The organism is Mucilaginibacter sediminis (assembly GCF_051903035.1).
Classification (GTDB): domain Bacteria; phylum Bacteroidota; class Bacteroidia; order Sphingobacteriales; family Sphingobacteriaceae; genus Mucilaginibacter.
In genome coordinates this window covers 6,921,570-6,943,996 of record NZ_CP170602.1, presented here as the reverse complement: position 1 = coordinate 6,943,996, position 22,427 = coordinate 6,921,570, and the positions used below count along the sequence as shown (strand labels likewise).

General features: G+C 43.0%; 30 protein-coding genes. 17 read left to right on the top strand and 13 right to left on the bottom strand.

The window, feature by feature from the left end; all coding sequences use genetic code 11:
• Positions 1–4 precede the first annotated feature (4 nt).
• The 4 genes from ACFGVS_RS28990 to ACFGVS_RS28975 form a co-directional block, all read right to left on the bottom strand.
• Positions 5–514: a DUF3347 domain-containing protein gene (locus ACFGVS_RS28990; RefSeq protein ID WP_439696611.1), complete on the bottom strand. Its 510-nt coding sequence runs from the start codon at positions 512–514 to the stop codon at positions 5–7.
• Positions 515–816: 302 nt separating this feature from the next.
• Positions 817–1,233, bottom strand: coding sequence for a hypothetical protein (locus ACFGVS_RS28985; RefSeq protein ID WP_439696610.1), 417 nt, complete (start codon positions 1,231–1,233; stop codon positions 817–819).
• Positions 1,234–1,330: 97 nt separating this feature from the next.
• A complete protein-coding gene (locus ACFGVS_RS28980; protein ID WP_143065400.1) occupies positions 1,331–1,522 on the bottom strand; it encodes a hypothetical protein in 192 nt (63 codons plus the stop codon).
• 43 nt (positions 1,523–1,565) lie between these two features.
• On the bottom strand, positions 1,566–1,850 hold the full coding sequence (locus ACFGVS_RS28975) for a hypothetical protein (protein WP_274209112.1): 285 nt from the start codon (positions 1,848–1,850) through the stop codon (positions 1,566–1,568).
• A gap of 153 nt (positions 1,851–2,003) precedes the next feature.
• Here ACFGVS_RS28975 and ACFGVS_RS28970 point away from each other — a divergent pair, with 153 nt between their 5' ends.
• Positions 2,004–2,795, top strand: a complete 792-nt coding sequence (locus ACFGVS_RS28970; RefSeq protein WP_439696609.1) for a CHAD domain-containing protein — start codon at positions 2,004–2,006, stop codon at positions 2,793–2,795.
• 77 nt (positions 2,796–2,872) lie between these two features.
• On the opposite strand, the gene ACFGVS_RS28965 is transcribed toward ACFGVS_RS28970, so the two are convergent.
• The 3 genes from ACFGVS_RS28965 to ACFGVS_RS28955 form a co-directional block, all read right to left on the bottom strand.
• Positions 2,873–3,376 (bottom strand): GNAT family N-acetyltransferase, encoded by a 504-nt coding sequence (locus ACFGVS_RS28965; protein ID WP_439696608.1) that lies wholly within the window; start codon positions 3,374–3,376, stop codon positions 2,873–2,875.
• A 96-nt stretch (positions 3,377–3,472) separates the two neighbouring features.
• Positions 3,473–3,976 carry a peptide-methionine (S)-S-oxide reductase gene (locus tag ACFGVS_RS28960; protein WP_439696607.1) on the bottom strand — a complete coding sequence of 168 codons (504 nt, stop codon included), beginning with the start codon at positions 3,974–3,976 and terminating at the stop codon, positions 3,473–3,475.
• 65 nt (positions 3,977–4,041) lie between these two features.
• Complete coding sequence (locus tag ACFGVS_RS28955; protein WP_274209116.1) at positions 4,042–4,407, bottom strand: response regulator; 366 nt, start codon at positions 4,405–4,407, stop codon at positions 4,042–4,044.
• A gap of 176 nt (positions 4,408–4,583) precedes the next feature.
• Between ACFGVS_RS28955 and ACFGVS_RS28950 the strand changes: the two genes are divergently transcribed.
• Positions 4,584–5,069, top strand: a complete 486-nt coding sequence (locus tag ACFGVS_RS28950; protein ID WP_143065399.1) for a CAP domain-containing protein — start codon at positions 4,584–4,586, stop codon at positions 5,067–5,069.
• 42 nt (positions 5,070–5,111) lie between these two features.
• Here the strand turns inward: ACFGVS_RS28950 and ACFGVS_RS28945 are convergent, their stop codons facing one another.
• Together ACFGVS_RS28945 and ACFGVS_RS28940 are read right to left on the bottom strand one after the other, a co-directional pair.
• Positions 5,112–5,423, bottom strand: coding sequence for a hypothetical protein (locus tag ACFGVS_RS28945; protein WP_439696606.1), 312 nt, complete (start codon positions 5,421–5,423; stop codon positions 5,112–5,114).
• Between the two features lie 46 nt (positions 5,424–5,469).
• Entirely contained in the window at positions 5,470–6,303 is an 834-nt protein-coding gene (locus ACFGVS_RS28940; RefSeq protein WP_439696605.1) for an SDR family NAD(P)-dependent oxidoreductase, read from the bottom strand.
• Positions 6,304–6,674: 371 nt separating this feature from the next.
• Between ACFGVS_RS28940 and ACFGVS_RS28935 the strand changes: the two genes are divergently transcribed.
• From ACFGVS_RS28935 to ACFGVS_RS28895, 9 genes are all read left to right on the top strand, one after another.
• Positions 6,675–7,760: a Glu/Leu/Phe/Val family dehydrogenase gene (locus ACFGVS_RS28935; RefSeq protein WP_090644484.1), complete on the top strand. Its 1,086-nt coding sequence runs from the start codon at positions 6,675–6,677 to the stop codon at positions 7,758–7,760.
• Between the two features lie 48 nt (positions 7,761–7,808).
• The gene (locus tag ACFGVS_RS28930; protein WP_439696604.1) at positions 7,809–8,756 is read left to right on the top strand and encodes a transcription antitermination protein NusB; all 948 of its coding nucleotides are present in this window, start codon (positions 7,809–7,811) and stop codon (positions 8,754–8,756) included.
• An 85-nt stretch (positions 8,757–8,841) separates the two neighbouring features.
• Positions 8,842–9,282 carry a DUF1573 domain-containing protein gene (locus ACFGVS_RS28925; RefSeq protein ID WP_439696603.1) on the top strand — a complete coding sequence of 147 codons (441 nt, stop codon included), beginning with the start codon at positions 8,842–8,844 and terminating at the stop codon, positions 9,280–9,282.
• 18 nt (positions 9,283–9,300) lie between these two features.
• Entirely contained in the window at positions 9,301–9,627 is a 327-nt protein-coding gene (yajC, locus tag ACFGVS_RS28920; RefSeq protein WP_439696602.1) for a preprotein translocase subunit YajC, read from the top strand.
• A gap of 171 nt (positions 9,628–9,798) precedes the next feature.
• Positions 9,799–10,746: a CdaR family protein gene (locus tag ACFGVS_RS28915; RefSeq protein WP_090644470.1), complete on the top strand. Its 948-nt coding sequence runs from the start codon at positions 9,799–9,801 to the stop codon at positions 10,744–10,746.
• A 1-nt stretch (position 10,747) separates the two neighbouring features.
• A complete protein-coding gene (gene coaE / locus ACFGVS_RS28910; protein ID WP_439696601.1) occupies positions 10,748–11,347 on the top strand; it encodes a dephospho-CoA kinase in 600 nt (199 codons plus the stop codon).
• Positions 11,348–11,399: 52 nt separating this feature from the next.
• Complete coding sequence (locus ACFGVS_RS28905; protein WP_439696600.1) at positions 11,400–12,338, top strand: MBL fold metallo-hydrolase; 939 nt, start codon at positions 11,400–11,402, stop codon at positions 12,336–12,338.
• Between the two features lie 96 nt (positions 12,339–12,434).
• Positions 12,435–12,617: a DUF5522 domain-containing protein gene (locus ACFGVS_RS28900; RefSeq protein WP_090646140.1), complete on the top strand. Its 183-nt coding sequence runs from the start codon at positions 12,435–12,437 to the stop codon at positions 12,615–12,617.
• A gap of 69 nt (positions 12,618–12,686) precedes the next feature.
• Positions 12,687–13,136 (top strand): MarR family winged helix-turn-helix transcriptional regulator, encoded by a 450-nt coding sequence (locus ACFGVS_RS28895; protein ID WP_090644459.1) that lies wholly within the window; start codon positions 12,687–12,689, stop codon positions 13,134–13,136.
• Between the two features lie 95 nt (positions 13,137–13,231).
• Here ACFGVS_RS28895 and ACFGVS_RS28890 read toward each other — a convergent pair whose 3' ends face one another.
• The 4 genes from ACFGVS_RS28890 to ACFGVS_RS28875 form a co-directional block, all read right to left on the bottom strand.
• Positions 13,232–14,215, bottom strand: coding sequence for an aldo/keto reductase (locus ACFGVS_RS28890; RefSeq protein WP_439696599.1), 984 nt, complete (start codon positions 14,213–14,215; stop codon positions 13,232–13,234).
• A 103-nt stretch (positions 14,216–14,318) separates the two neighbouring features.
• Positions 14,319–15,395, bottom strand: coding sequence for a family 10 glycosylhydrolase (locus tag ACFGVS_RS28885; protein WP_439696598.1), 1,077 nt, complete (start codon positions 15,393–15,395; stop codon positions 14,319–14,321).
• Positions 15,388–16,521, bottom strand: a complete 1,134-nt coding sequence (locus ACFGVS_RS28880; RefSeq protein ID WP_439696597.1) for a carbohydrate-binding family 9-like protein — start codon at positions 16,519–16,521, stop codon at positions 15,388–15,390. Before ACFGVS_RS28880 ends, ACFGVS_RS28885 begins: the two co-directional genes overlap by 8 nt.
• Positions 16,521–16,925 (bottom strand): EVE domain-containing protein, encoded by a 405-nt coding sequence (locus tag ACFGVS_RS28875; protein ID WP_090644444.1) that lies wholly within the window; start codon positions 16,923–16,925, stop codon positions 16,521–16,523. The genes ACFGVS_RS28880 and ACFGVS_RS28875 overlap by 1 nt, the downstream gene beginning before the upstream one ends.
• Positions 16,926–17,192: 267 nt before the next feature.
• Here ACFGVS_RS28875 and ACFGVS_RS28870 point away from each other — a divergent pair, with 267 nt between their 5' ends.
• From ACFGVS_RS28870 to ACFGVS_RS28845, 6 genes are all read left to right on the top strand, one after another.
• A complete protein-coding gene (locus ACFGVS_RS28870; protein WP_439696596.1) occupies positions 17,193–18,215 on the top strand; it encodes a sensor histidine kinase in 1,023 nt (340 codons plus the stop codon).
• Positions 18,208–18,987 carry a LytR/AlgR family response regulator transcription factor gene (locus ACFGVS_RS28865; RefSeq protein WP_439696595.1) on the top strand — a complete coding sequence of 260 codons (780 nt, stop codon included), beginning with the start codon at positions 18,208–18,210 and terminating at the stop codon, positions 18,985–18,987. Before ACFGVS_RS28870 ends, ACFGVS_RS28865 begins: the two co-directional genes overlap by 8 nt.
• A gap of 174 nt (positions 18,988–19,161) precedes the next feature.
• Positions 19,162–20,007, top strand: a complete 846-nt coding sequence (locus ACFGVS_RS28860; RefSeq protein WP_439696594.1) for a sterol desaturase family protein — start codon at positions 19,162–19,164, stop codon at positions 20,005–20,007.
• A gap of 52 nt (positions 20,008–20,059) precedes the next feature.
• Positions 20,060–20,782 carry a hypothetical protein gene (locus tag ACFGVS_RS28855; RefSeq protein WP_439696593.1) on the top strand — a complete coding sequence of 241 codons (723 nt, stop codon included), beginning with the start codon at positions 20,060–20,062 and terminating at the stop codon, positions 20,780–20,782.
• A gap of 27 nt (positions 20,783–20,809) precedes the next feature.
• Positions 20,810–21,220 carry a hypothetical protein gene (locus ACFGVS_RS28850; RefSeq protein WP_439696592.1) on the top strand — a complete coding sequence of 137 codons (411 nt, stop codon included), beginning with the start codon at positions 20,810–20,812 and terminating at the stop codon, positions 21,218–21,220.
• Between the two features lie 62 nt (positions 21,221–21,282).
• On the top strand, positions 21,283–22,365 hold the full coding sequence (locus ACFGVS_RS28845) for a serine hydrolase domain-containing protein (RefSeq protein WP_439696591.1): 1,083 nt from the start codon (positions 21,283–21,285) through the stop codon (positions 22,363–22,365).
• The last annotated feature ends 62 nt before the right edge of the window (positions 22,366–22,427 follow it).

Genomic DNA, 22,427 nt, shown 5'->3' with positions numbered 1-22,427 from the left:
ATAATTATTTTGTTGCAGGGCTAATGGTTTCACTAACCTTGCCGCAGGTAAGCATCATATTGCCATAATAAGGGTTTTTAATAGCTTCATCTGCCGATAGCCAGTAGCTTTTTTTCATGGGGCAATAGGCATAGTAAACAGGCTTATCAGTTAGTTTTACGGCCTTGGCCAGTTTAAAGAAGTTTGCAGAAAAATTGGCAAAATGTTCCCTTTGATGGGCAATGTCCTTACTTTCGGATATGTGCCTGGCATCAAAAGCCAGTTTTTCCTGCAAAGGCTTAAAAGCGGCAGCATCTGCAGCGGGCAGCAACTTTACATCAACCCCGTTAACAGCTTTTAAAAATTCGCCGGCACTGGCAGCGGCATCTGCGGTGTTTGATTTTACTAATGCATCTTTAACGCCATAGTAAGATGATAGCAATGGGCTAAGCGCCGTTGCTTTGTTATCCTGTGCAAAAAGTTGTTGAGTAAATGCGGTTGCAACTAAAGCAACCAATAAAAATATCTTTTTCATGATTTTAGTAATTTAATATAAACAGATCACCTGCCTTAACACTTGTTTCGGCAGTATTTTAAATTGTTGTTAAAAAGCTTTCCTTTTTATTTTCAGTACAAATTTAACCTGAGGTCAGCTTAATCTTTTACAGTATTTGGTTTTTAAGTTATGTTATTTATTGATTTTGCCGCAGGTTAAAACCAGATTGGCGAACAGGCAAATGTCAAACACAAATGCATTAATGGCGGCAATTTCAACTTAATTCGGGCAAAAAATCGGGCAATAAAAACCAAGGCCGGTGGGTACGGCAAAAGCCCGAATCAGATAAGAAGAGTTTTGTTATAAATATAAATGGGTTGCGATGCCACAAACGGTGGCCCGGTGGCCCTTGGCCAGTTTCTTGTTTTGGCTATTATCTGCGGCACGTAAAACAGGTGTACTTTAACAGGTAACATTACTGCCGCCTGGCCAATTGAAAACTGAAAATCAAAATTGGAACTAAAATTTTCCTTTACCACATAAGTACCGTGGTGGTAACAACAACTGCAGTCGCCACTTTTGCAGTCATCATCTTTGTCCTGATCTTTACCCTCGTCATGATGTGGTTGGTGCATTTGCCGGGACGCGGCCATATTAGTAAACAGGTAACTGGCTGTACAATGCAAAAGGCAGGCATAAGCACCTGTTGTTAATAACAGGTAAAACGCGGTAAAAGCCAAAGCACAGATTTTTTTCATTTAGCCCCTGCTGTAATTATTGGTCAAAGGTATTATTAAAATAATGAATGAAATAAAGGTTAGTTAAATTTCACTCATTATCCTGTTAATATTGTTGTTATTTCTCAAACTCATCCGGGTTTAACTCGGGCTGTTCGGTTTCATCGGGCGGCAGTTCATTTGGTATATTTTCCGGACCTTCTTCGGGCATATCAGGTTCACCGGGGTCGGTTGGCTGCCTTATTTCGGGCCTTTCGGGATTAACCGGCATTTCGTCGGGCTCGTTAGGCATTGTTCTTTTCTTACTCATGGCTTATATAATTTAAAAAACGCTTATCCTGTTTTTGTATTTTTTATTCGGCCTTAAACTGTGGATGCTTTACAATCTGCGCCGCAATGCTTAACAAATCCTGGCCGGTGAAAGCACCCGGCCCATCAAAATCGAAATGATGATCGCTATATACTGTAATAGTACCCAGCAAGCCATCCTGTGGCACATCTACAGACCGCGATTGTTCATAACCTATCCAATCTTCGGCCTTATCGGCCGCGTAAATCTTAAATTGATTAACTTTATCCTGCGGTTGGAATTTTAACAGCCGCTGGCCCTGGCCAACACGAATTTCAAAAGCTTTCATTTTAATAGTAATTGTATGTAAAAGACATTTTTAAGTTTAAAAAGTTTCAAAAAAAACATCTCATATTGCAATCAAAACCATGCAATTGAAACATACAGGTAGTATACAAATTTACCCCTGTTATTAAAGGCCGTATTAAACCCGGATTACCAAATGAAAAAAAAGGACGAAAAGAAATACATGGAGCAGGAATGGCGCTCCATGACACATCATTTAAAAGCCTTTATAAAAACCGGCGACCAGGAAAGCTTGCACCATTTTCGCACAGGGGTAAAAAAACTAAGGGCGTTTTTTACTTTGACCGAAAGTGTTAAAAACGACCATAACCCAATCAAACTATTTAAACCGGTGCGCGAAATTTTTAAACAGGCCGGTGAGATACGCAACGCTTACATTAATATTCAGTTGGCCAAAGGCCAGCAAGCCATAAAGTTGGATTTTATACAAACCCAGGAACAGTTAATGGACACTTTAGCCGGGCAATTTAAAGCACAGGGGGCACAATTCCTGGCTACCATCCGCAAGGCGCGGCGTAAGGTAAAAAAACGTATCCCCAAATTAAAAAACCTACACATCGGTTTATATTATCAACAGCAACTGGAAAGCATTACTGCCGGTTTGCAAACACATCGTTTCGCCGAAGATTTGCACACCAGCCGCAAGCAAATTAAAATACTGATTTACAATTACCGACTTGTAAGGGACCACCTTGACATGCCATTTAACGAAGACTACCTGGAACAAGTACAAAACGCGGTTGGCAACTGGCACGATAACAGTGTAACTATCGACCTTTTTGCCGCCGAAGCCACACAGGGCGAAACCGCGGTAGCGCTGCTCAAGAAACAGGCGGTGCAGCTGAAAAGACAGGTAACAAAATTGCTTAAAGGGTTTTATGACCGGGCTACAACGGTAACCGAATTGCCGTTGGAGCAGGTGAGTTAAGTAAATAGTACTAAACCTCAAGTCAAAAGTTTAAATTTATCCCCTTTGACCTGGTACCTAAGACTTTCGACTAAAGGCTACTTCTTCGGATATTCGAAAGACGACAGGGTAAGCCCTTCATACCTGTCAACCAGCCCCCGGTAGCTAAAGCCGCTTTTGAGCAGCACCGTTTGCGAGCCCTTATTTTCCTGGTCGGTAACGGCCACTACTTTTTGGGTTTGGGGCATAGTAAAAGCATAGTCAACCACCAGCTTTGCCATTTCGGTAGCATAGCCTTTGCCCCAATAAGGTGTAGCCAGGCTGTAGCCCAGTTCAATAACGGTATCATCACCCACATTAAACTCGCGCAGCAGGCAGCTACCCATAAAATTGCCGGTTTCGCGTTCAATGATAGCCCAGCGGTTAAGCGCGGCATCGGGCTGTGCCATGCTTAGCCTTAGCAACTCGCTATATTGTTCGGCCGTGCGTACGGGTAAATATACATTCACTACCGGGTCCATATGTATGTTTACATATGGCGCTTCGTCGGCAGGTATAAAGGCACGGATAATAAGGCGCGGCGACTCGAGGCTAAAACTCATGGCAATTCAATTTTAACAAATGTGCCAAATTTGGGAAGGAGTATCAAGTAGCGAGTATCAGGTATCAAGACTGAATACTTAGGTGTGAGGCCGACTTCAAAGGTGTATTAGTTTGCCGACATCTGCCTCATTTGAAAAACGTGCCAGCAGCACCCTCAATTTGGGGTTCACTATATTATGGCAAAAAGGCTTATCGGGGTTATTGTAGTAGTAATTGAGGTAATTATCGCTATTGAGCCGAAATCGTTTGAATGGGATAACTTTAGTGATGATTACACTTTCAAATTCCGGCTGTAGGGCTTCAATGGCTTTTTGGGCGATAGTTGCCTGCGTTTGATTAAAAGTATAAACCGCCGACCGATATTTAGCCCGCATGCTATGGTTTACCGTGCAGCTATGCGTATGTAAATGCACAGCGATAAGCGTTTGTAATGATATCGTATTCAGGTCAAATTCAACAATAACGGCTTCGCTAAAAGTGGAATTTTGGCCATCAGAAGCTATCCAGCCTTGCTTAACAGCCGTTACTCCTTTTAACGATAAAAAAATAGCTTCGGTGCACCAGTGGCAACTTCCGCCAAAACCTATTTTGCTGACCATTTTTTAGTCCACAAATTTAACAATCGGATAGGTATATTTGGCAGGGGAATGCAAACCTTTATACCCTAAGCCGCCAACTGGTTACCTACTTTTTGCAGTAACGAATCGATATCAAAAGGTTTGGGGATAAAATCGTCAGGAGCGCTATTTTCGTAGCCATCCAGGCGCAATTCGTCCGAGCCGGAAATCAGGATTATCGGGATATGATTGGTTTCGGCACTTTCCTTTAGGTTTTTGCACAGTTCACGACCATCCAGGCCGGCCAGCATTACATCCATCAGGATCAGGTCGGGTTTAAAAGTATCCATCGTCTGTTCAATCATTTCGCCGCTGGTAAGCGTCCAAACATTGTAGCCTTCTTCCATCAGTATGAGGCAAATGAGTTCAACCATTTCGGAGTCATCGTCGACAATTAGTATATTCTTGCTCATGGCATTGGTTATATATATCAGACAGTCTAAATTTCATGCCAATGGTTTTAGGTTGTAGCTCCTTTGTTTATTTTAAAAGAATAAAGAGCTTGACATTACTGTCGCAATAACTCCCGGCACCGTTGTTATTAACTTATTTTAAATTAAATTGGGGGCTTATTACCGGTAAACCTGGCATGCTGAATATTGTTAAGAAACTGATACTTCCCCTTGTATGCGTGATTGTACAGGGGACCGCCTGCCGAAAGGCTGTGCTGGCACCCGATAATCCGTCGAAAGCTAAATTATTGGATTTGGTGAACAACTACCGGGCGTCGGGCTGCACCTGTGGTACTGTTTATTATCCGCCGGTTAACCCCGTTGTTTGGAACGATACCCTACAGGTAGCCGCTCAAAGGCACAGTAATGATATGGACGAGAAACAATTCTTTAGCCATACCGGCAGCGATGGTACCAACACCGGCGACAGGCTGATGAGCCTAAATTATATTTTCTCTACCTACGGCGAAAATATTGCCGAAGGTTATGCCAATGAGGCTGATGTAATGGTTGGCTGGATTAAAAGCCCCGGCCACTGCCAAAACATTATGAATGGCGATTTTACCCAAATGGGTGTAGCCACCAGCGGGAAGTATTGGACACAGGTTTTTTCGGCACATTAGCGAAATGAGATACTATCGCGGGCCAACGGCAATCAGCACCGATCACCCAAAATAAGTCTCTGTTGATGCCACCAAATTCAACAGTTCCAATACCGGCTCTACTTCCAGTCCGCTTGCCCAAAGTTCATCGGCAAATTTTTTGAATGAGGCCAATGATTGCAGCACCTGGTGGGCTTCTTCATTTTCCAGCTGATCAAAATGCATAAAGGTTTTGCCATCAGGCAGCAGCCAGCAGGTGTATTTGATACCCGGATGGTTTAACTGCTTTAGTTCGGCAACAACGCCTGCTATATTGGCCTGGTTTATAGCTGCAAACTCTGCCCGGGTGGTGTATTGTACGCGTACTACTTTCATTTTTTTAATACTTTTTATGTTATCAAATTAGCCAACTTTTGGATTATTAGTCTTTGTCGAATTTGGGACGTGCCACCTGCCGAACTTCCGGGTTCGACCGATAGTTGAGGGCCGCCGCGGTGCCACCGGTTACATCAATAGTTACACCGGTTATGTTGCCCGCTAAATCTGACGCCAGGAATACGGCGGTATTGGCAATATCAGCCATGAGCGGCAGCTTTTTCAGCATTGTATCAGCCTTCATCTGTTTCAATACTGTGGCCATTACTTCCGGCCGATCTTCAATGGCATCCGCAAATACCCTGGAGTCTGGCGATCCGCCTGAGCGGATATTTACTACACGCACGCCATGCAGGCCTACTTCGGATGCCAGGTTACAGCTAAAACTTTCAACCGCGCAGCAGGCAGCGGCAAAACCGCCGGTGTACGGATAACCAATACCACCGGGCGTTGCAGTAAGCGACAGGATAACACCCGAGCCCTGATCCATCATCACCCTTCCTGCGGCAGTAGCAGTTAAAAACCGGGTTTGCAGGGTAGCGGTTACAGGGTTAACAAAATCATCTGCCGATAAATCAACCAGCGGAACACCCTGTTTAACATCAATCCCAACGGCATTAAAAGAGATATCCAATGTGCCTGCAATTTGTAAAACTGTGTCTATATGTTGCTTAACGGCGTTAGCATTAAATGCATCTACCTGCGCAACTTCGGCAAGCCCGCCAAGGGCAATAATATCATCGGCAACAATTCGCAGCGCGCCGACCGTACGGCCCGTTAAAAATACTTTTGCACCTGCCGCCGCCAGGGCTTTTGCAACCGCACCGCCAAGTGAGCCGCCTGCACCGTATATAATAGCATTTTTGTTTTGGAGTAACATATTAATCCGGGTTTTGAAACATACGCAATGGTGCACAGCAAATAACGCAAAGCAATGACCATCAATATACAAACCTAAAACTAAATATCCTTTTCAAGATGGGCTGTTACAGACAATTTAGGGGTGCATTTGCGACATAAAGTATAATGCGTTACTGCAAGTATTCTTTAGCTATTGCCCTCGGGAAACTTAGGTTATCCTTGTACATGCTGACCATAGTTTGCATTAATAACATTTCGTTTCAGGTAATTGAATGGCCCTTATTTAACTTATGACTATGAACTAACTACTTTAGGCTTTAATAAACTTTGCCGTAACCAAAAAAACATCTACTTTTGTGCCGCCTTAAAACATTTACCATAGTATAACTAATGCCCGATCAACAATCACAACAATCCATTTTCAGCCAACTCGAAATTTTCGGGCATAAAAAAGTGGTGTTTTGCAGCGATCCGGATACCAATCTGAAAGCTATCATCGCTATTCATGACACCACCCTTGGGCCTGCTTTTGGCAGCACACGCATGTGGAGTTATAAAACTGAAGGCGATGCATTAAATGATGTATTACGCCTGGCCAAAAGCATGACATACAAATGCGCCATAGCAGGGCTTAATATGGGCGGCGGCTATTCGGTTATCATCGGCGATTCGCGCCGGGATAAAACAGAAGCGCTGATGCGTAAATTTGGCCGCTTCATTAAAAATCTTAACGGCGAATTTATTACATCTGAAGATGTGGGCACCAATCCGCGCGATATGGAATACATCCGTATGGAAACCCAGCATGTTACCGGTATTCCGGAAACTCTTGGTGGCAGTGGCGATCCGTCGCCTGTGGCAGCTCAGGGTGTTTTTATGGGGATAAAAGCCTGCGTTAAAGAGCAATTTGGCACCGATACGCTGGCCGGTAAATCTGTAATAGTACAGGGCGTGGGCCATGTTGGCGAGCACCTGGTACGCCTGCTGCGCGATGAGAAGGTAAAAGTTTACATCAGCGATATCCAGGAGGAACGCGTTGGGCAAATAGCTAAAAAATACGGAGCCGAAGCAGTATCAAACAACAGTATTTTTGATATCGATGCCGATATTTATGCACCTTGCGCGCTGGGTGGCACGGTAAATACCCAAACCATCAATAAGTTAAAATGTAGCATCATAGCCGGATCGGCCAATAACCAGTTACTGGATGAATCGGTTCATGGTGAAATGTTGTTGAATAAAAATATACTATTTGCGCCCGACTACGTTATTAATGCCGGCGGCATTATTAATTGCTATTCGGAGTTAATGGGTTTCAGTAAAAAACGTACCATGCAGCTTACCGAGAATATTTACGAGGTAACGCGCAATATTTTAAAGCTTTCGAAACTCGAAAACATTTCAACTATCGTAGCAGCAAATAAAATAGCAGAAAAAAGAATTACGGATATTAAAAAAGTAAAATCGTCATATTAATTATAGTTTAAACCGCTGGCCATCTGGCCGGCCAAATCGTTCTTACACATGTTAAACAGAAGGCACCTACGGGTAAAAGTACTACAGGCATTATACGCGTTCCACCAATCGGAAACCACCGACATTAAACAGTATGAAAAAAACATGCTGGGAAGCATAGATGAAGTTTTTGAAATGTATATCTGGATGTTATCGCTCATTTCAGAGGTGGCTAATTATGCCGCAAATGATAAAGAGGAGCGCGCCAACAAACATTTACCCACCGCCGAAGACCTGAATGCCAATACTAAAATTGTCAGCAACAGGTTTATCCTCTCCCTGAATGATAACCGGGATTATCTTATCGCCTCAAAAAAATACAAGGTTGACTGGGGTTTTGAACCCGAACTGGCTAAAACTCTGTTCACCACCCTTAAAAAATCGCCCGAGTATGCAGAATACCTGGCCAAAACCGACGACACCATCCAAACGGATAAAGACATCATTAAATTTATTTTCAAAAAAGTGATTTTAAAATCATCATTGGCCGAGCAGGTTTTTGAGGATAAATTCATTTTTTGGCCGGTAGACAGAGATGTTTTGCAAGCTTTGATTGCCAAAACATTTAAAAACTTTAGCAGCGAAGATTTTAAACAAAACCACCTTGCCGAAATTACCGGTAACTGGACCGAAGACCGCGAATTTGTAGTTGACCTTTTTGCAAAAAGCATCCGTTTTGATAAACCTTACCAGGAATTGATAGCCGCCAAAACAACCAATTGGGAACCAGACCGTATTGCGATGATGGATACCCTGCTGATGAAAATGGCCATTACCGAGTTTGTGAACTTTACCTCGATCCCGGTAAAAGTTACTATTAACGAGTACCTTGAAATTTCAAAGGAGTTTAGCACACCTAAGAGTAATTCATTTATAAACGGTATCTTAGACAAGATTTTGATAGACCTTAAGGCCGAAAACAAGATTAAAAAAATTGGCAGAGGATTGATTGAATAGTTTTGAGTTATAAGTATTGGGTTTTAAGTGGCAAAATTTAACACCCGATTTTTAACAGATTTAAAATAAAAACCGACTATATAAAATGAAGAAACTGTTTTTAAGCTTAGTAGCAGCAGGTTTACTATTATCGGCCTGTAACCAATCAAAAACCGGCAGTACTGCGGCTACAACCGATAGCACAGCCACAACTACAGCCAACGCGGCTAACGCGCCGGTAATGAAGTTTGAAAAAGAAAGCCATGATTTTGGCAAGATAAAAACCGGCGATAAGGTTAACTACGATTTTAAATTCACCAATACAGGCAAATCACCCCTCATCATCAGCGAGGCGCATGCTACCTGCGGCTGTACCATTCCGGAGTGGCCTAAAGCTCCTGTTAAACCAGGCGAAAGCGGCATTATAAAGGTTACTTTTAATAGTGCAGGCAAAACCGGCTTGCAGGATAAACAAATTACGGTTACTGCCAATACTGTACCGGCCCAAACTATGGTACACCTTATTGGCGAGGTTTTAACCAAATAATTTCAATTAATTTAAACAATGATAGCAACAATTTTTTTACAGGCCGCTGCAGGCGGTGCTTTTGGTAGCTACGGTACGTTAATACCTATGGTATTAATTATCGTAGTGTTTTATTTTTTCATGATACGCCCACAGGTTAAGAAACAAAAAGACCAAAAAAAATACGTAGATGAACTTAAAAAAGGCGACAAAGTGGTAACCACAGCAGGCATACATGGCCGCATCATCGACCTTAATGATAGTACTTTTTTAGTTGAAGTTGAAAACGGAAAAATCCGTTTCGATAAATCGGCAATATCATTAGATGCATCAAAAGCATTGAATACACCGGCTGTAGTTAAGTAGGTGAAAGGATAAACGTTAAAGGCGAAAGGTAAAAGCTAAAAGGATAAAGGTGTCTTATCCTTAATCTAAATAATAAGGCGAAAGGCGATTGGTAGTTAGCAGTTCAACCTGTGAACATTTACCTTTAACCTTTCGCCTTTACCCTTTAACCTCAATAACAACCTCAACAACATGGCAATAGTAAAACTATCCACAACAGAACGGCGGCGGCTATCAGTATTTTTTACCTGCCTTGGGCTTGCCATTGTTGCCTGGATTTTTACAACGCTATCGAGCCCGTTGCCTTTTGCGGTTAATGAAGCCCTTGTTTACAAAAACTCGCCGCAAAAACGTGCTTTCCACCCATTACAGGCCGATAGTGTGAAAGCTACCATACAGGGTACGGGCTGGCAAATGCTGTTTTCGAAATTGAAGCCCGAAAACAAACCCATTATTGTTGATTTGGCACCGCTGGACACCCGCAACTATGTTGTGCTTAGTTCTCAGCTAAAGGTTATCAATTCAAAGCGGGACGCTAACCAACAAATTACAGCTATCGACCCCGACACACTGTATTTTGATTTTACCAACCGGCTTACCAAAAAAGTACCTGTAAGGGCTTTGTTAGGTATTGAATATCAAAAACAGTTTGCCATATCGGGCAACGTATCTATTAAACCTGCCTATGTGACCATAAGCGGCCCTGCCGATAGGCTGCAAAAAATAGGCGAATGGAAAACTGATTCTATAAAAGCCGCCGATGTAAATGAAACCATCATCACTCGAATTAATTTACAGCCTGTAAGCGAAGGCAATTTAACCATATACCCCAAAAATGTACAGGTGATTGTCCCGGTGGACGAGTTTACCGAGAAAACTTTGGATATCCCGGTTAAACTCATCAACAACCACAATTACGACAACGTTAAGGTGTTTCCTCAAAAAGTAAAAGTAACATTTACCACATCGTTAAACCGCTACAAGGATATGAGTGACGACCTTTTTGAGGCTACCGCCGACCTTGATCTTTGGCGCGATCATGGTTATTCAACCCTACCGGTACAACTGACACGCTTCCCTCCTTTTTGTAAAATAGTAAGGGTAAGCCCGGCTAATATTGATTTTATCATCAAAAAATGAGATGCTTAAAATAGGTTTAACAGGCAACATAGGCAGCGGAAAAACCACTGTAGCAAAGGTATTTGAGCTATTGGGTGTACCGGTTTTTTACGCCGATGACGAAGCAAAAAAGGTTATGGTTACAGATGCTATACTGATTGATGCCATAAAGCAAACCTTTGGTGCTGAATCTTATTTTGCTGATGGTTCATTAAACCGCAAACATATCGCGGCCATTGTTTTTAATAACCCGGCAGAGTTGGAGAAGCTTAACGCATTGGTACACCCGGCCGTTTTCAGGGCTTTTGACGCCCTTGAGGCAAAAGCAAAAGATGCCCCCTATATCATTCGCGAGGCGGCTATACTATTCGAAAGCGGTTCATACAAAACCTGCGATCGCTCTATCATTGTAACCGCTCCGCTGGATAAACGCATAGCCCGCGTTGTACAACGCGATGGCATTAGCCTTGATGAAGTTAAAAAGCGCGAAGGCCGCCAGATGCCAGAAGACGAAAAGAAAAAACTGGCCGATGACGTGATCATAAATGACGATAGCCAGCTGGTAATTCCGCAGGTAATTGCCCTGCACCAAAAACATTTAGCCCTTGCCAATAACTTATAACGAATTAAACATTAGCTTTTAGCTGTACGCCTTAAGCTTTTAGCTCTTGAAAATGATACTCGACGATTTTGTACTTATAGATGATAAAGGCCTTTACTGCAAGTATGGCGATTTTTACCTCGACCCTAAACTGCCCGCTAAAAATGCAGTTGTTACGCATGCCCACGCCGATCATGCCATCAGCGGCAATATCGATGTTTATTGCACCCGCGCCACGGCAACTATAATGCAGCTAAGGTATGAACGCACTGCCGCAAAAGTTTTCCATATTGTACCCTTTAACCAGCCTTTTACAATAGGCAAGGTAAAAATTACTTTTATACCTGCCGGTCACATGCTTGGTTCGGCACAAATACTTATGGAGTACGAGGGTACGCGTTACCTATACACAGGCGACTACAAACTACAACCCGATGCCACCTGCGAACCTATAGAGTGGGTAAAAACTGATGTACTGATAACAGAGAGCACCTTTGCCGACCCGGCCGTTATACATCCCGATCCGGTTGAGGAAATTAAAAAAATCAACGATATCAAGATCAATATTTTGCTGGGCGCTTATGGGCTGGGCAAAAGCCAGCGGCTTATTAACCTGATAACCGAGCACGCTCCCCGGAAAAAAATCCTGGTGCATCATAAAATTATGCCTATTAACGCCATTTACGAAAACATGGGCTACCGCCCCGGCAAATACCAGGTTTATGGCCGTAAGCTAATGAAGGTGCAGGATGAGTTTGTTTATATAGTGCCCCCATTTACTTTTGATAGCTATATCAGGGCCACGGGTGTAAAGCGATTATTTGCATCGGGTTGGAAAAACCTGCAGGTAAACAGCCAGGATACGCTTTTTATATCCGACCATGTAGACTGGAATGATATCCTGGAAACCATAACCCGTACCCAGCCCAAACAGGTATGGACCCTGCATGGTGATGGCCGGCATTTGAAGAATCATTTTAAAGATGAGATATTTGTAAAAATACTCAATTGATGATGTGCAGATATGCAGATTTCAAATGTGCAAATGTTGGAATCATACGCACCTGAATTCTGCACATCTAAATTTCGCATATTTAAATTCAAACTGATGCTGAAAGAGGGCATTGATTATTATATTAATGAAGATGGCAATTTTGTTTTTACAAAGCACTATCATTTAACGCGCGGCTATTGCTGTAAAAACAAATGCCTGCATTGCCCCTGGGACTATGGCAAACCCCAAACAAATAGCAGCAAAATTGACCCGGAGGACAAGCTTCAGCAAAGCTAATAGCTGATTAGGGTACCTCAATTTTAAAAATAAATAAACATATTTGTACTTTAGTCATTATAAACTATTATGCGGATAGACGACGAAATACAAAGCAACAAATTTGAGGATAATTACCATAAAGTAGTTATCAATATTGCCTATACTTCAGGGTGGTTAAACAATGCTTTTCGTTGCCATTTTGATAAGTACAATCTAACCCAGCAGCAGTTTAATATCCTGAGGATACTAAGGGGGCAGTACCCCAAACCAGCTACGATTAATTTATTGAAAGAAAGGATGGTTGATAAAATGTCTGACGCCAGCCGCATTGTTGACCGCTTGATCCAAAAAGAACTGGTTTCGCGCTGTACCAATAATAAAGACCGCCGGGCTGTTGATATCCGCATAAGCGACCTTGGCCTGGAAACCCTTGCCAAAATGGACGAAGAATTTAAAACCCGTAAAGTTCTTGAAAATAACCTCACCGCTGATGAAGCTGCTCAGTTAAGCGATTTGCTGGATAAATTGAGGGGGTAGCAGCCCCACCCAAACCCTCCCCGGAAGGGAGGGCTTTAGAAGATTTAAAGTCTCCCCTTCCGGGAGAGATTTAGAGGGGGCTTTTAAAAGAGGGCTTAATAATGTCCTCTTATCTTTCCAATAATTTCCGCATCGTACAAGCTCCTTAGTTGCTGATGAATATGGGCAGGCAGCGGCTCCAAAGCACATGCCCCCACGTTACTATCAACCTGCGATACTTTTGATGCTCCGGGAATAACAGTGGTAACTTCCGGATGATCCAATATCCAGCGGATAGCCAATTGCGGCATACTCCCGTCGGGTAATATTTGTTTTATTTGTTGAGATAGCTTCAGGCCTTCGTTAAACTCGATGCCCGAAAATGTTTCGCCGGTATTAAAGGCCTCGCCGTTTGCGTTATAATTACGGTGGTCATTTGCGGCAAATTGGGTTTGCCCGTTAAATTTACCAGATAATAAGCCACTGGCTAAGGGAACCCTTACAATAATGGCAACGTCATTTTCCTTTGCTTTGGCAAAAACCTCGTCGGCCACGTGTTGCCTGAACAGGTTAAAAATAATCTGTAACGATGCCAGGCCTTCCTGCTCCAGGCATATAAGCGCTTCCTCGGATGTTTCTACACTGGCGCCAAAGTGTTTAATGAGGCCTTGCTGCTGCAGGGCACGTAAATGATCAAATACTTTACCCGATTTCATTTCGCCTGTAGGGATACAATGCAATTGCTCTAAAAATAGTTGTGGCACATCCAAATGCTTCAGCGAGTCTTCCACATTCCGCTTCATTATATCGTAAGTAAAGTTTTGCGGCCAGCCATTCGGGGAATCACCGCGGCGACCCAGTTTGGTAGCAACAAATACTTCCTTATCTGTTGTTTTTAAAAACCTGCCAATAACGGATTCACTTACACCCATGCCATAAACATCGGCGGTATCGATAAAATTGCCTCCTGCATCGGTATATGCCTTTAGTATAGCAAAAGCATCCTCGTCATTTACATTACCCCAATCTGCACTGCCCAGTTGCCATGTGCCCAGGCCAACTTCGGCTATAGGTGTGTTTTTGAAATTTCTGTAGTTCATATCGTAATCACCAATTATAGTGGAGGCCAAACTTACGAAGTTTTAGAAACTTCGTAAGTTTCTAAAGACCAATCTGCCCATCTGAAATCTATAATCTGCACATCTACTTACCCGTTTCCTCGTGCAAAATATCCAATATAGTTGGCGTCACCTTACCAAAAAACGAAATCCCGGCAGCACCATTCTTTAATGCATATTGTATCCCGGCGCGCACTTCGTCGTCATTTTTAAAGTCCGATATATACAGACCTGCATACAGTGGAAATTTTCCCTCCAAAAAGTGTACGCCTTCGGCCACGGCGTCACCTATCCAGCTTACCCCCTCTTTATAAAAGCCATGATAAATCATGGGGCAAACGCCATCCAGGTGAAAATTTGTCCAGTCCTGCCTAACGTTGCGGCGCGCAACCTCGGGCGTTGGGAACACAGCTGCGGTTATCGCTTTTTTATGCTGCTTAGCCACCTCCGAAATTTTGTTGACCACCCTGATAATATTACCATACCTGAATAACCGCCACGAAAGACTTGCATCGGGGTATTGTATTGCTTTTACATCCTGGCCGTATTGTTCTTTAAACCTGGCCTGACAAACTTCGCAATAGCAAAAGTCATATTCGGGCAATTCTTTGGTTTGTTCAATTTTGTAATGGTCCCAAAGGTTTACCGGCAGTACAACATCGCAATAACGCACATAATCCAGGTGAATACCGTCTACATAATCTAAAGCCAGTATCTTATCAACGGTAGTAGTCAGGTAATCCTGTACTTCGGGGCGCGATGGGCAAAGCCAGCGGTAATAAGTTACGTATGGTGGTTTATCGGCGCATGAATCGCCGTTGCGGCTTTTGCTGTACCATTCCGGATGCTCGGTTAAAAGTTCGGCACGATTAAAAGTCCATATCCAGCGGTGGGCCTCAATTCCGGCAGCTTTGGCAGCGCGAAAATGCCGCTCGCTGTCGTTTTCAAAAAATATACCTGTTATACCTTTAGCTTTATAACCTGTATAATTAGTTTTTAAATCCTCATCAGTATCCTTCAGGTTAGGATTTATCCATATCCAGTTTTTCTTTTTATTTTTTTTCATGGCCGCGGTATTTACCGGGCCAGCATTGCTTAGCAATGGCAACTGGGCAGCAACACCGGCCAATAAACCGGCTTTTAAAAATTCGCGCTTATTCATGGTGTATCGGGTTTAATTGCTCTATAAAACCTTCGTGGTTTATGGTATAGGTGGTATTTGTATTTGCGTCGGTAATAAAAGCCTCAAACTGGTTTTGGGTGCTTTGCAGCTTTAATTTATTGCTGATACCGGCAATATCATACTTACCGTGGATACCCAATTTACCAAGCGACGAAGTATATTCATGATGTTGCCTGAACCATTGTTTTTCACGATAGTAAACCAGCCAAAGATATTTCTTTTGTTCCTCGGCATAGGGCATAGTAAATGCTACATCATCGGCCTCATGTGTGCTGAACAAAAGATACCCCCAATGTTCGGGACTGTGCATGGCAATCTCGCCCTGCGGCGACCAAGACCAGTTATGTTCCGGGAGATCGCGCCCGGCAGAATCCTTCAGTTTTACATTCCGCCCTTCTACAATTTTGGTATCATATTCCACCCGGGAAAAATTTATACGGTAAATGGTGCCATTTTCAGGAACCTGCGATTTAAATCCCATGGTAATGGCACTAAAAGGGATAGCCATTTCTACAGTCCAGCCGGCATCTGTGTCCGAAGCATTGTTGAGCGTGCCCTGCACCTTAATTGCCGAACGCAGGCCGTTAGCATCCCAGCCTATCAAACCGCCTCCCCTATTGCGATATGGCTTATTTAAAAACAAGTCGAAAATGGTGTTCAGCGCGTTTACTTCAATTTCGTAATAGGAATGGGTTGTTGTGGATGGGTCGATAAACAATTCAAAATCATTATCGTGGTATACAATATCATCGTGATTTTTTAAAGTAGCCCATACCTGTGGTTCTTCCATATGGGCGGCTATGTATAAATAGCCGTTATCCCAAAGCATTTTTACTTTGGTTTTGTAAGGCGGCCTGGGTTTCAGGTCGCCTTCAATATCCACAAAATCGTTTGTCCATTTAGCTTGCTGCCAAACGGCATCATTAATATCCCCATCAATTACCGGGGCGTTTGCAATATGCCTTACTACATAATTTTCGGGTGTCGCAAACAAATTCTCTAACCCGACAAATGGCGATTGCGCCATAGTTGTTTTTGGAGAAAATAACACCGCTGTAAGAAACACCGTTTGTATACAGCGACCGATTGCAAATGGGGTGGCCATTAACTGCCCAGTTCTAAAATACGGTCAAACTCCTCGCGTTTTAATGCCATTACCGAAAGCCGGCCTTGCCTTACCAGTCCAACATCCTTCAGTTGTTCATCGGCTTTTATTGTCTCTAATGTTACCGGCTTCTTCAATGTTTCTACAGGCGAAAGATCAACCACCACCCAGTTTGGGTCTTCGGTTGTGGGGTCCTGGTAGGCTTCTTTAACTACTTTGGCTATACCCACTACTTCCTTGCCATCATTACTGTGGTAAAACAACACCAGGTCGCCCTCCTGCATCAATCTTAAATTATTGCGTGCCTGGTAGTTGCGTACGCCATCCCAAAAGGTACGGCCATCTTTATTAAATTTTTCCCAGCTATATTTTACGGGTTCCGATTTTACTAACCAATGCTGCATTTGTACTTAAAATATGTGTACCGTAAAGATGTTAAAAAGCTGCGATAAGTTAAGTGGACTTTTGTAAAAAGATAAGAAAAGACTCACTCTGCCCCCTCCAAACGGAAGGGTTTTTGATTTGCATGGTTTCTGTAAACTTGCTGCTTTAAAGTCCTCTCCTTTGGAGAGGATTTAGGCGCGCCTGTTTAGGTAGGGCTTCGCCCCTCAAATTTTCAGCTTCACCCAAATTTTCTGTTGCCTGTAGCTTTCTTTAATTAGATTTACCTGATGGAAAAAACCGGGAAACAGTTATGGTTTTACTGTTCGCTGCTGATAGCCGTAATGCTTAATAGCGGGAGGTTGCTCGCCCTGCGCGAAAATGGCATTGTGGCCCATTACTGGCGATTTAACGCTGCGGAATTTGCCTACCAATTATTGGCGCAGCTTGGTTTCTGCTACTTCTTATTCTCGCTCAATTTGGGCCGCGGCCGGTTGGCAAGGTATCGCGACAATAACAGATACCTGCGCTATCTGTCGCTCAATTTTTTAATTGCATTTGTTGGTATGGTGCTGATAGGCGGCGTGCAAAAACGGGTATTTAGCTTTAACCCCAACCAAATAAGGGGCGCTTTTTGGCTGGGATATGCAACCCGGTACGCTTTAGCAACTGTACTAATAGGTATTATTATAAAAATAGTGCTGCTGCTGCGCCAAAACAAGCAACAGGCCATTGAAAACGAGCAACTTAAAAATGCCTATACCACAGCCGAACTGGAATTATTAAAAGAGCAGCTTAACCCACACTTTTTATTTAACTCGCTGAGCAGTTTATCGGGCGTGGTGCGCGAAAACCCGGCCTTGGCACAGCAATATATCAAACACCTGTCGTCGGTTTTCAGATATACATTAATTAAGCCTGTCAGCAATCTGGTTACTATAAAGGAGGAATTAACCATGGTGGAATCATTTGCGCAGTTGTTAAAAATGCGGTTTGAAAACGCTTTTGAGTTAACAATTGACGTGGGCGATACCTTCCTGCAATACAAACTGCCACATTTATCGTTACAGCCTTTGTTGGAGAATGCGGCTAAGCACAACGCCGCTACCTTAAAAACGCCATTGCAGGTAACCATTAAAATGTGCGGCGACGAATTATCTGTAAGTAACAACCTTAACCCGGTAGATGCAGATGGCACCAGCACGGGCCTGTCTAACCTTAACCAGCGCTACAAAATATTGATGCAACGGGAAATAGACATTGAACAAACTACCAGCCATTTTACAGTTAAGCTCCCTTTGAAACATGAATAAACTACGTGTTGTTATAGTTGAAGACGAACCTGTTACTGCCCGTAACCTGGCACATGTGTTGCAAAACCTTGATGACAATATAATTATTACGGCATCCCTACCCGATGTAAAAGACGCGGTGGAATGGTTTAATGCCAATCCCGATAGCTACGACCTTGTATTTATGGATATCCGCCTTGCTGATGGGGTATCCTTTGATATTTTTAAGCAAGCCGAGATCCTGAAACCGGTAATATTTGTGACGGCTTATAACGATTATGCCATACAGGCTTTTAAAAATAATGGCATTGATTATATTCTTAAACCTTTTGATGAGGCCGAAATTGAGCTATCGTTAAGTAAGTTTAAACGCCTGGTAGTGCAAGGGCCCAAAAGCGAGGCAAACCAGCCCTTTGAACAACTGCTGCAACAGGTAAAAATATTGGCAAGACCGCATAAAAAATCATTCCTGGTTCATTTCCGGAATAAGCTGATCCCGGTTGAAACCGCTAAAATTTCCTGGTTTTATACCGCGCATGAAATAGTATACGCCCAAACCACAGACGGCCAACAATACAACATCGAATTTACAATGGAGCAACTGGAGCAACAGTTGGAGCCCGATATGTTTTTTCGTGCCAACCGGCAGTTCATCATCAACCGCAAGGCGCTAACCGAAGTTGACTTTTATTTTAACGGGCGCCTGTCGCTGAAAATGAAACCCGAACCACCGGAGAAAATCCTCATCAGCAAAGCAAGGGTGCCGGAGTTTAAAAAATGGGTAGATAGCTGATATTTTTGATTTAGGATGTTCGATTTCGGATTTATCAAACGGAAATAACGAGTACAGTCACTTCGGCCCCCGGTTTTTCAGCTTCGCCGGGTTTCATCAAACTTAAGCCGCATTTTCTGGTCAACTTTATATTGTCAATCAAAAAACGACAAAATAATTCAAACGATTAAGAAAATGAAACATCAAATTGGCCCATACCGCATATACATATTATTATTCCTGGCACTACTTGTAACGGCCGAAATTATCTGGAACTGGAAGAAAGATAAAAACGTTTACGACGTTAAAGAAACGTTTTCAAACCTGTTTGTTTTTGTTGGCTTCCAGTTCTCCAAATACCTTTTCGCCGGCTACCAGTTAGCCATACTTGGCTTTTTTGCCAAATTGGCGCCCTTCACATTACCCAGCAATGGCTGGGTTTTCCTGCTCACTTTTTTTACCGCCGATTTTATCTACTACTGGTTTCACCGCATCTCGCACCATTGGAAACCGCTCTGGGCTTTCCATCTTATCCATCACTCGGCTATGCACATGAATCTTACGGCAGCTTACAGGCTTAATTGGTTTTCGGCAATTGTTAGTCCGCTGTTTTTTATTCCGGCAGCATTACTCGGTATGCCAACAGACTTTATTGTGATATCGTATGTACTTAACCTGGCTTATCAATTCTTTTTACACACCGAAGTTGTTGGCAAATTGGGCGTGGTAGAACATGTAATGGATACACCATCATCGCACCGGGTGCATCATGGCAGCAATCCAATTTATATTGATAAAAACTTTGGAGGAGTGTTCATCATCTGGGATAAATTATTTGGCACTTATCAGCCAGAAACCGAAAAGGTAAACTATGGCCTAACCACCGGTTTTGTGAGCAACAATCCATTTGTTTTGGTTGCCCGCGGGTTTATAGATCTGTTTAAAAATAAAAAGCTTTCTGAAATGAAGAGCTCCCCAGGTACAATCACCCTCAAAAAGCCGGTGTTAGCCAAGCAAAGCTATCAGCAGGTAATACCCTAATCGTACAAAAATCAAACTGAATAATATATACACAACATTAAAATTTAATATCATGAAAAACGTAAAAACAACAATGGTGATATTGCTGATGGCATCAAGCCTTGGTTTAGGTTTAAACTCCTGTAAAAAAGATGGCGTTGCAGCCACCGACGTGACTGTTACCGAAGCCGACGCGGCAGAACTTACTACCGATGCTGTAACGCCAACAACTGGCGGGTTTGCCTTACAGGTAAACAGCTCCGTAACTATCTATAAAACGGTTGTACTAAGTTGCGGCGTTAAAAAGGACTCAACCTTAACCAAAACAAGCGCGGCTGGTGCAACACCGTCATACAGCTACAATCTCAGCTGGAATTATATGCTCACCTGCGCCGGTATTGTGCCCAGCCAGCTTACCTTTAATTTTACCGGTTCGCACACTTTTGATGGCACGCGCATGTCGTCAAACGGCAGTAGCACAGGCGGCTTTGTACTCACTAATTTGCAGCCATCTGCATCAACTTATTCCTTAAGCACCACTTTTACCCATACCGGCACCGAAACCTCAAAAATTGCCCGTAAATACACCTTCACAAGCAATTTAAGCATTACATCGTCAAACATACTGGTTGATAAAACTACTTTAAAAATAGTATCGGGCAGCGCCGCGGTTAAGCTTACAGGCTCGTCGTCGTCTGGTAAATCTTTCAGTTTTGCAGGTACCATCACGTTTCTTGGCGACAATAAGGCTACCCTACTTTTAAATAGCGGCGCCAGTTATGCTATTCAATGGTAAAATGTATTTTTAACCAAATTACGACTAATGAAAAAACAAGGAATTATAAAAGCACTTTGGCTAATAGCCGCTGTGATAACTGTTACAATATTGATGATCAAACCGGCAATTGCCCAAACCGGCATGCCCGATTTTAAAAACTCTACTCCCGAGCAACGGGCCCAGTTTCAGACGGAAATGATGAAGAGCAAACTAAAATTGGACGCTGCACAGGAGAGCAAGGTGCAGGCTATTAATTTAACTTACGCCCGTAAAATGCAGACCATTATAAAAAGCGACGATGGCCGCTTTAGTAAAATGAAACAAGCCAGGAATTTGCAGGAAGCAAAAGACCAGGAGTTAAAAGGCGTATTCACCCCGGCACAGTTTAAACAATACAAGGACTTTGAGGAGGAGATGAAAGCGAAACTAATGGAAAAGATTAAAGAAAAACAATAGCTTTTTTAAGGCACTGTACAGCCTCCCTGGGTTACAGTGCCTTTTACATTTATGTCGAGATTATGAAAAAGTTAATAACTGTGCTCCTTTTGTTTTGTGCTATAGCTACAGCAAAAGCCCAGCATCATTTTGAAAAGGTTGACCAATGGCTTGCCGATAATACCGAAAAAATGGGTGGCCGTACGGTGCTTATGGTTTATAAAGATGGCAAAATCATTTACACCGGCAGCAAGGATGAAATGACCATGAAGCAAAGGTTTGCGACAAAAATGATTGCCCGTAAAATGGGCAAAACACCTAACCTTGATGCTTTTACCACAACTACCAAAATCCCGGTAGCCAGCTGCAGCAAATGGTTTAGCGCAGCTTTGGTGATGACTTTTGTTGACGAGGGCAAACTAAAACTGACCGATACTGTGGGTAAATATCTGCCCGTGATCTCCAAAAGCGGCAAGGGTGCCATTACCATAAGCCAATGCCTGTCGCACCTTACCGGCATCCAGGCGCCGCCTATAAAAGAAGCGTTGCAGGATATGAAAGACATTCACAGTATGGATCAATCCATCCAGGATATTGCCGATATGCCCATTGAAGGCAAGCCCGGTTCATTGTTCAGGTATAGCAATGTAGGGTTGCAAATGGCAGCAGCCGTTATAGAGAAAATTAGCGGTAAAAGTTTTGAAACCCTTTTTGCCGAGCGCATTGCCGGCCCCTGTGGCATGGTCAATACCGATTTTGGTAAAGGCCTCGTAGCCTTCCCCGCCGGCGGCGCCTGGAGCACCCCTAATGATTACCTTAACTTTTTGGTGATGATATTAAACAAAGGCACCATTAACGGCAAACGCGTTTTAACCGAAAAAAGTGTTAATGAAATGCAGATTGACCGGATAACCAAAGACGTAAAAATAGCCTATGCCCCCGACGAAGCCGGCAATGCCGGTTATGGTTTCGGCGAGTGGGTATTGAAAGCATCCGGCCCGCAAAACCCAACGCCAGCGGTAAGTAGTCCGGGATTATTTGGCAGTTTCCCCTGGGTAAATAACGATAAGCATTATGCGGCTTTTATGATGTGTTTTTACATTAAAAACGATGGGAGGCACGAAAGGTATTACGAATTAAAACATTTGGTGGACGAGGCGTTGTAAGGATTAATGAATCAGCGATGAAAGACTTACAAAGTTTTAAAAACTTCGTAAGTCTGTTTTTT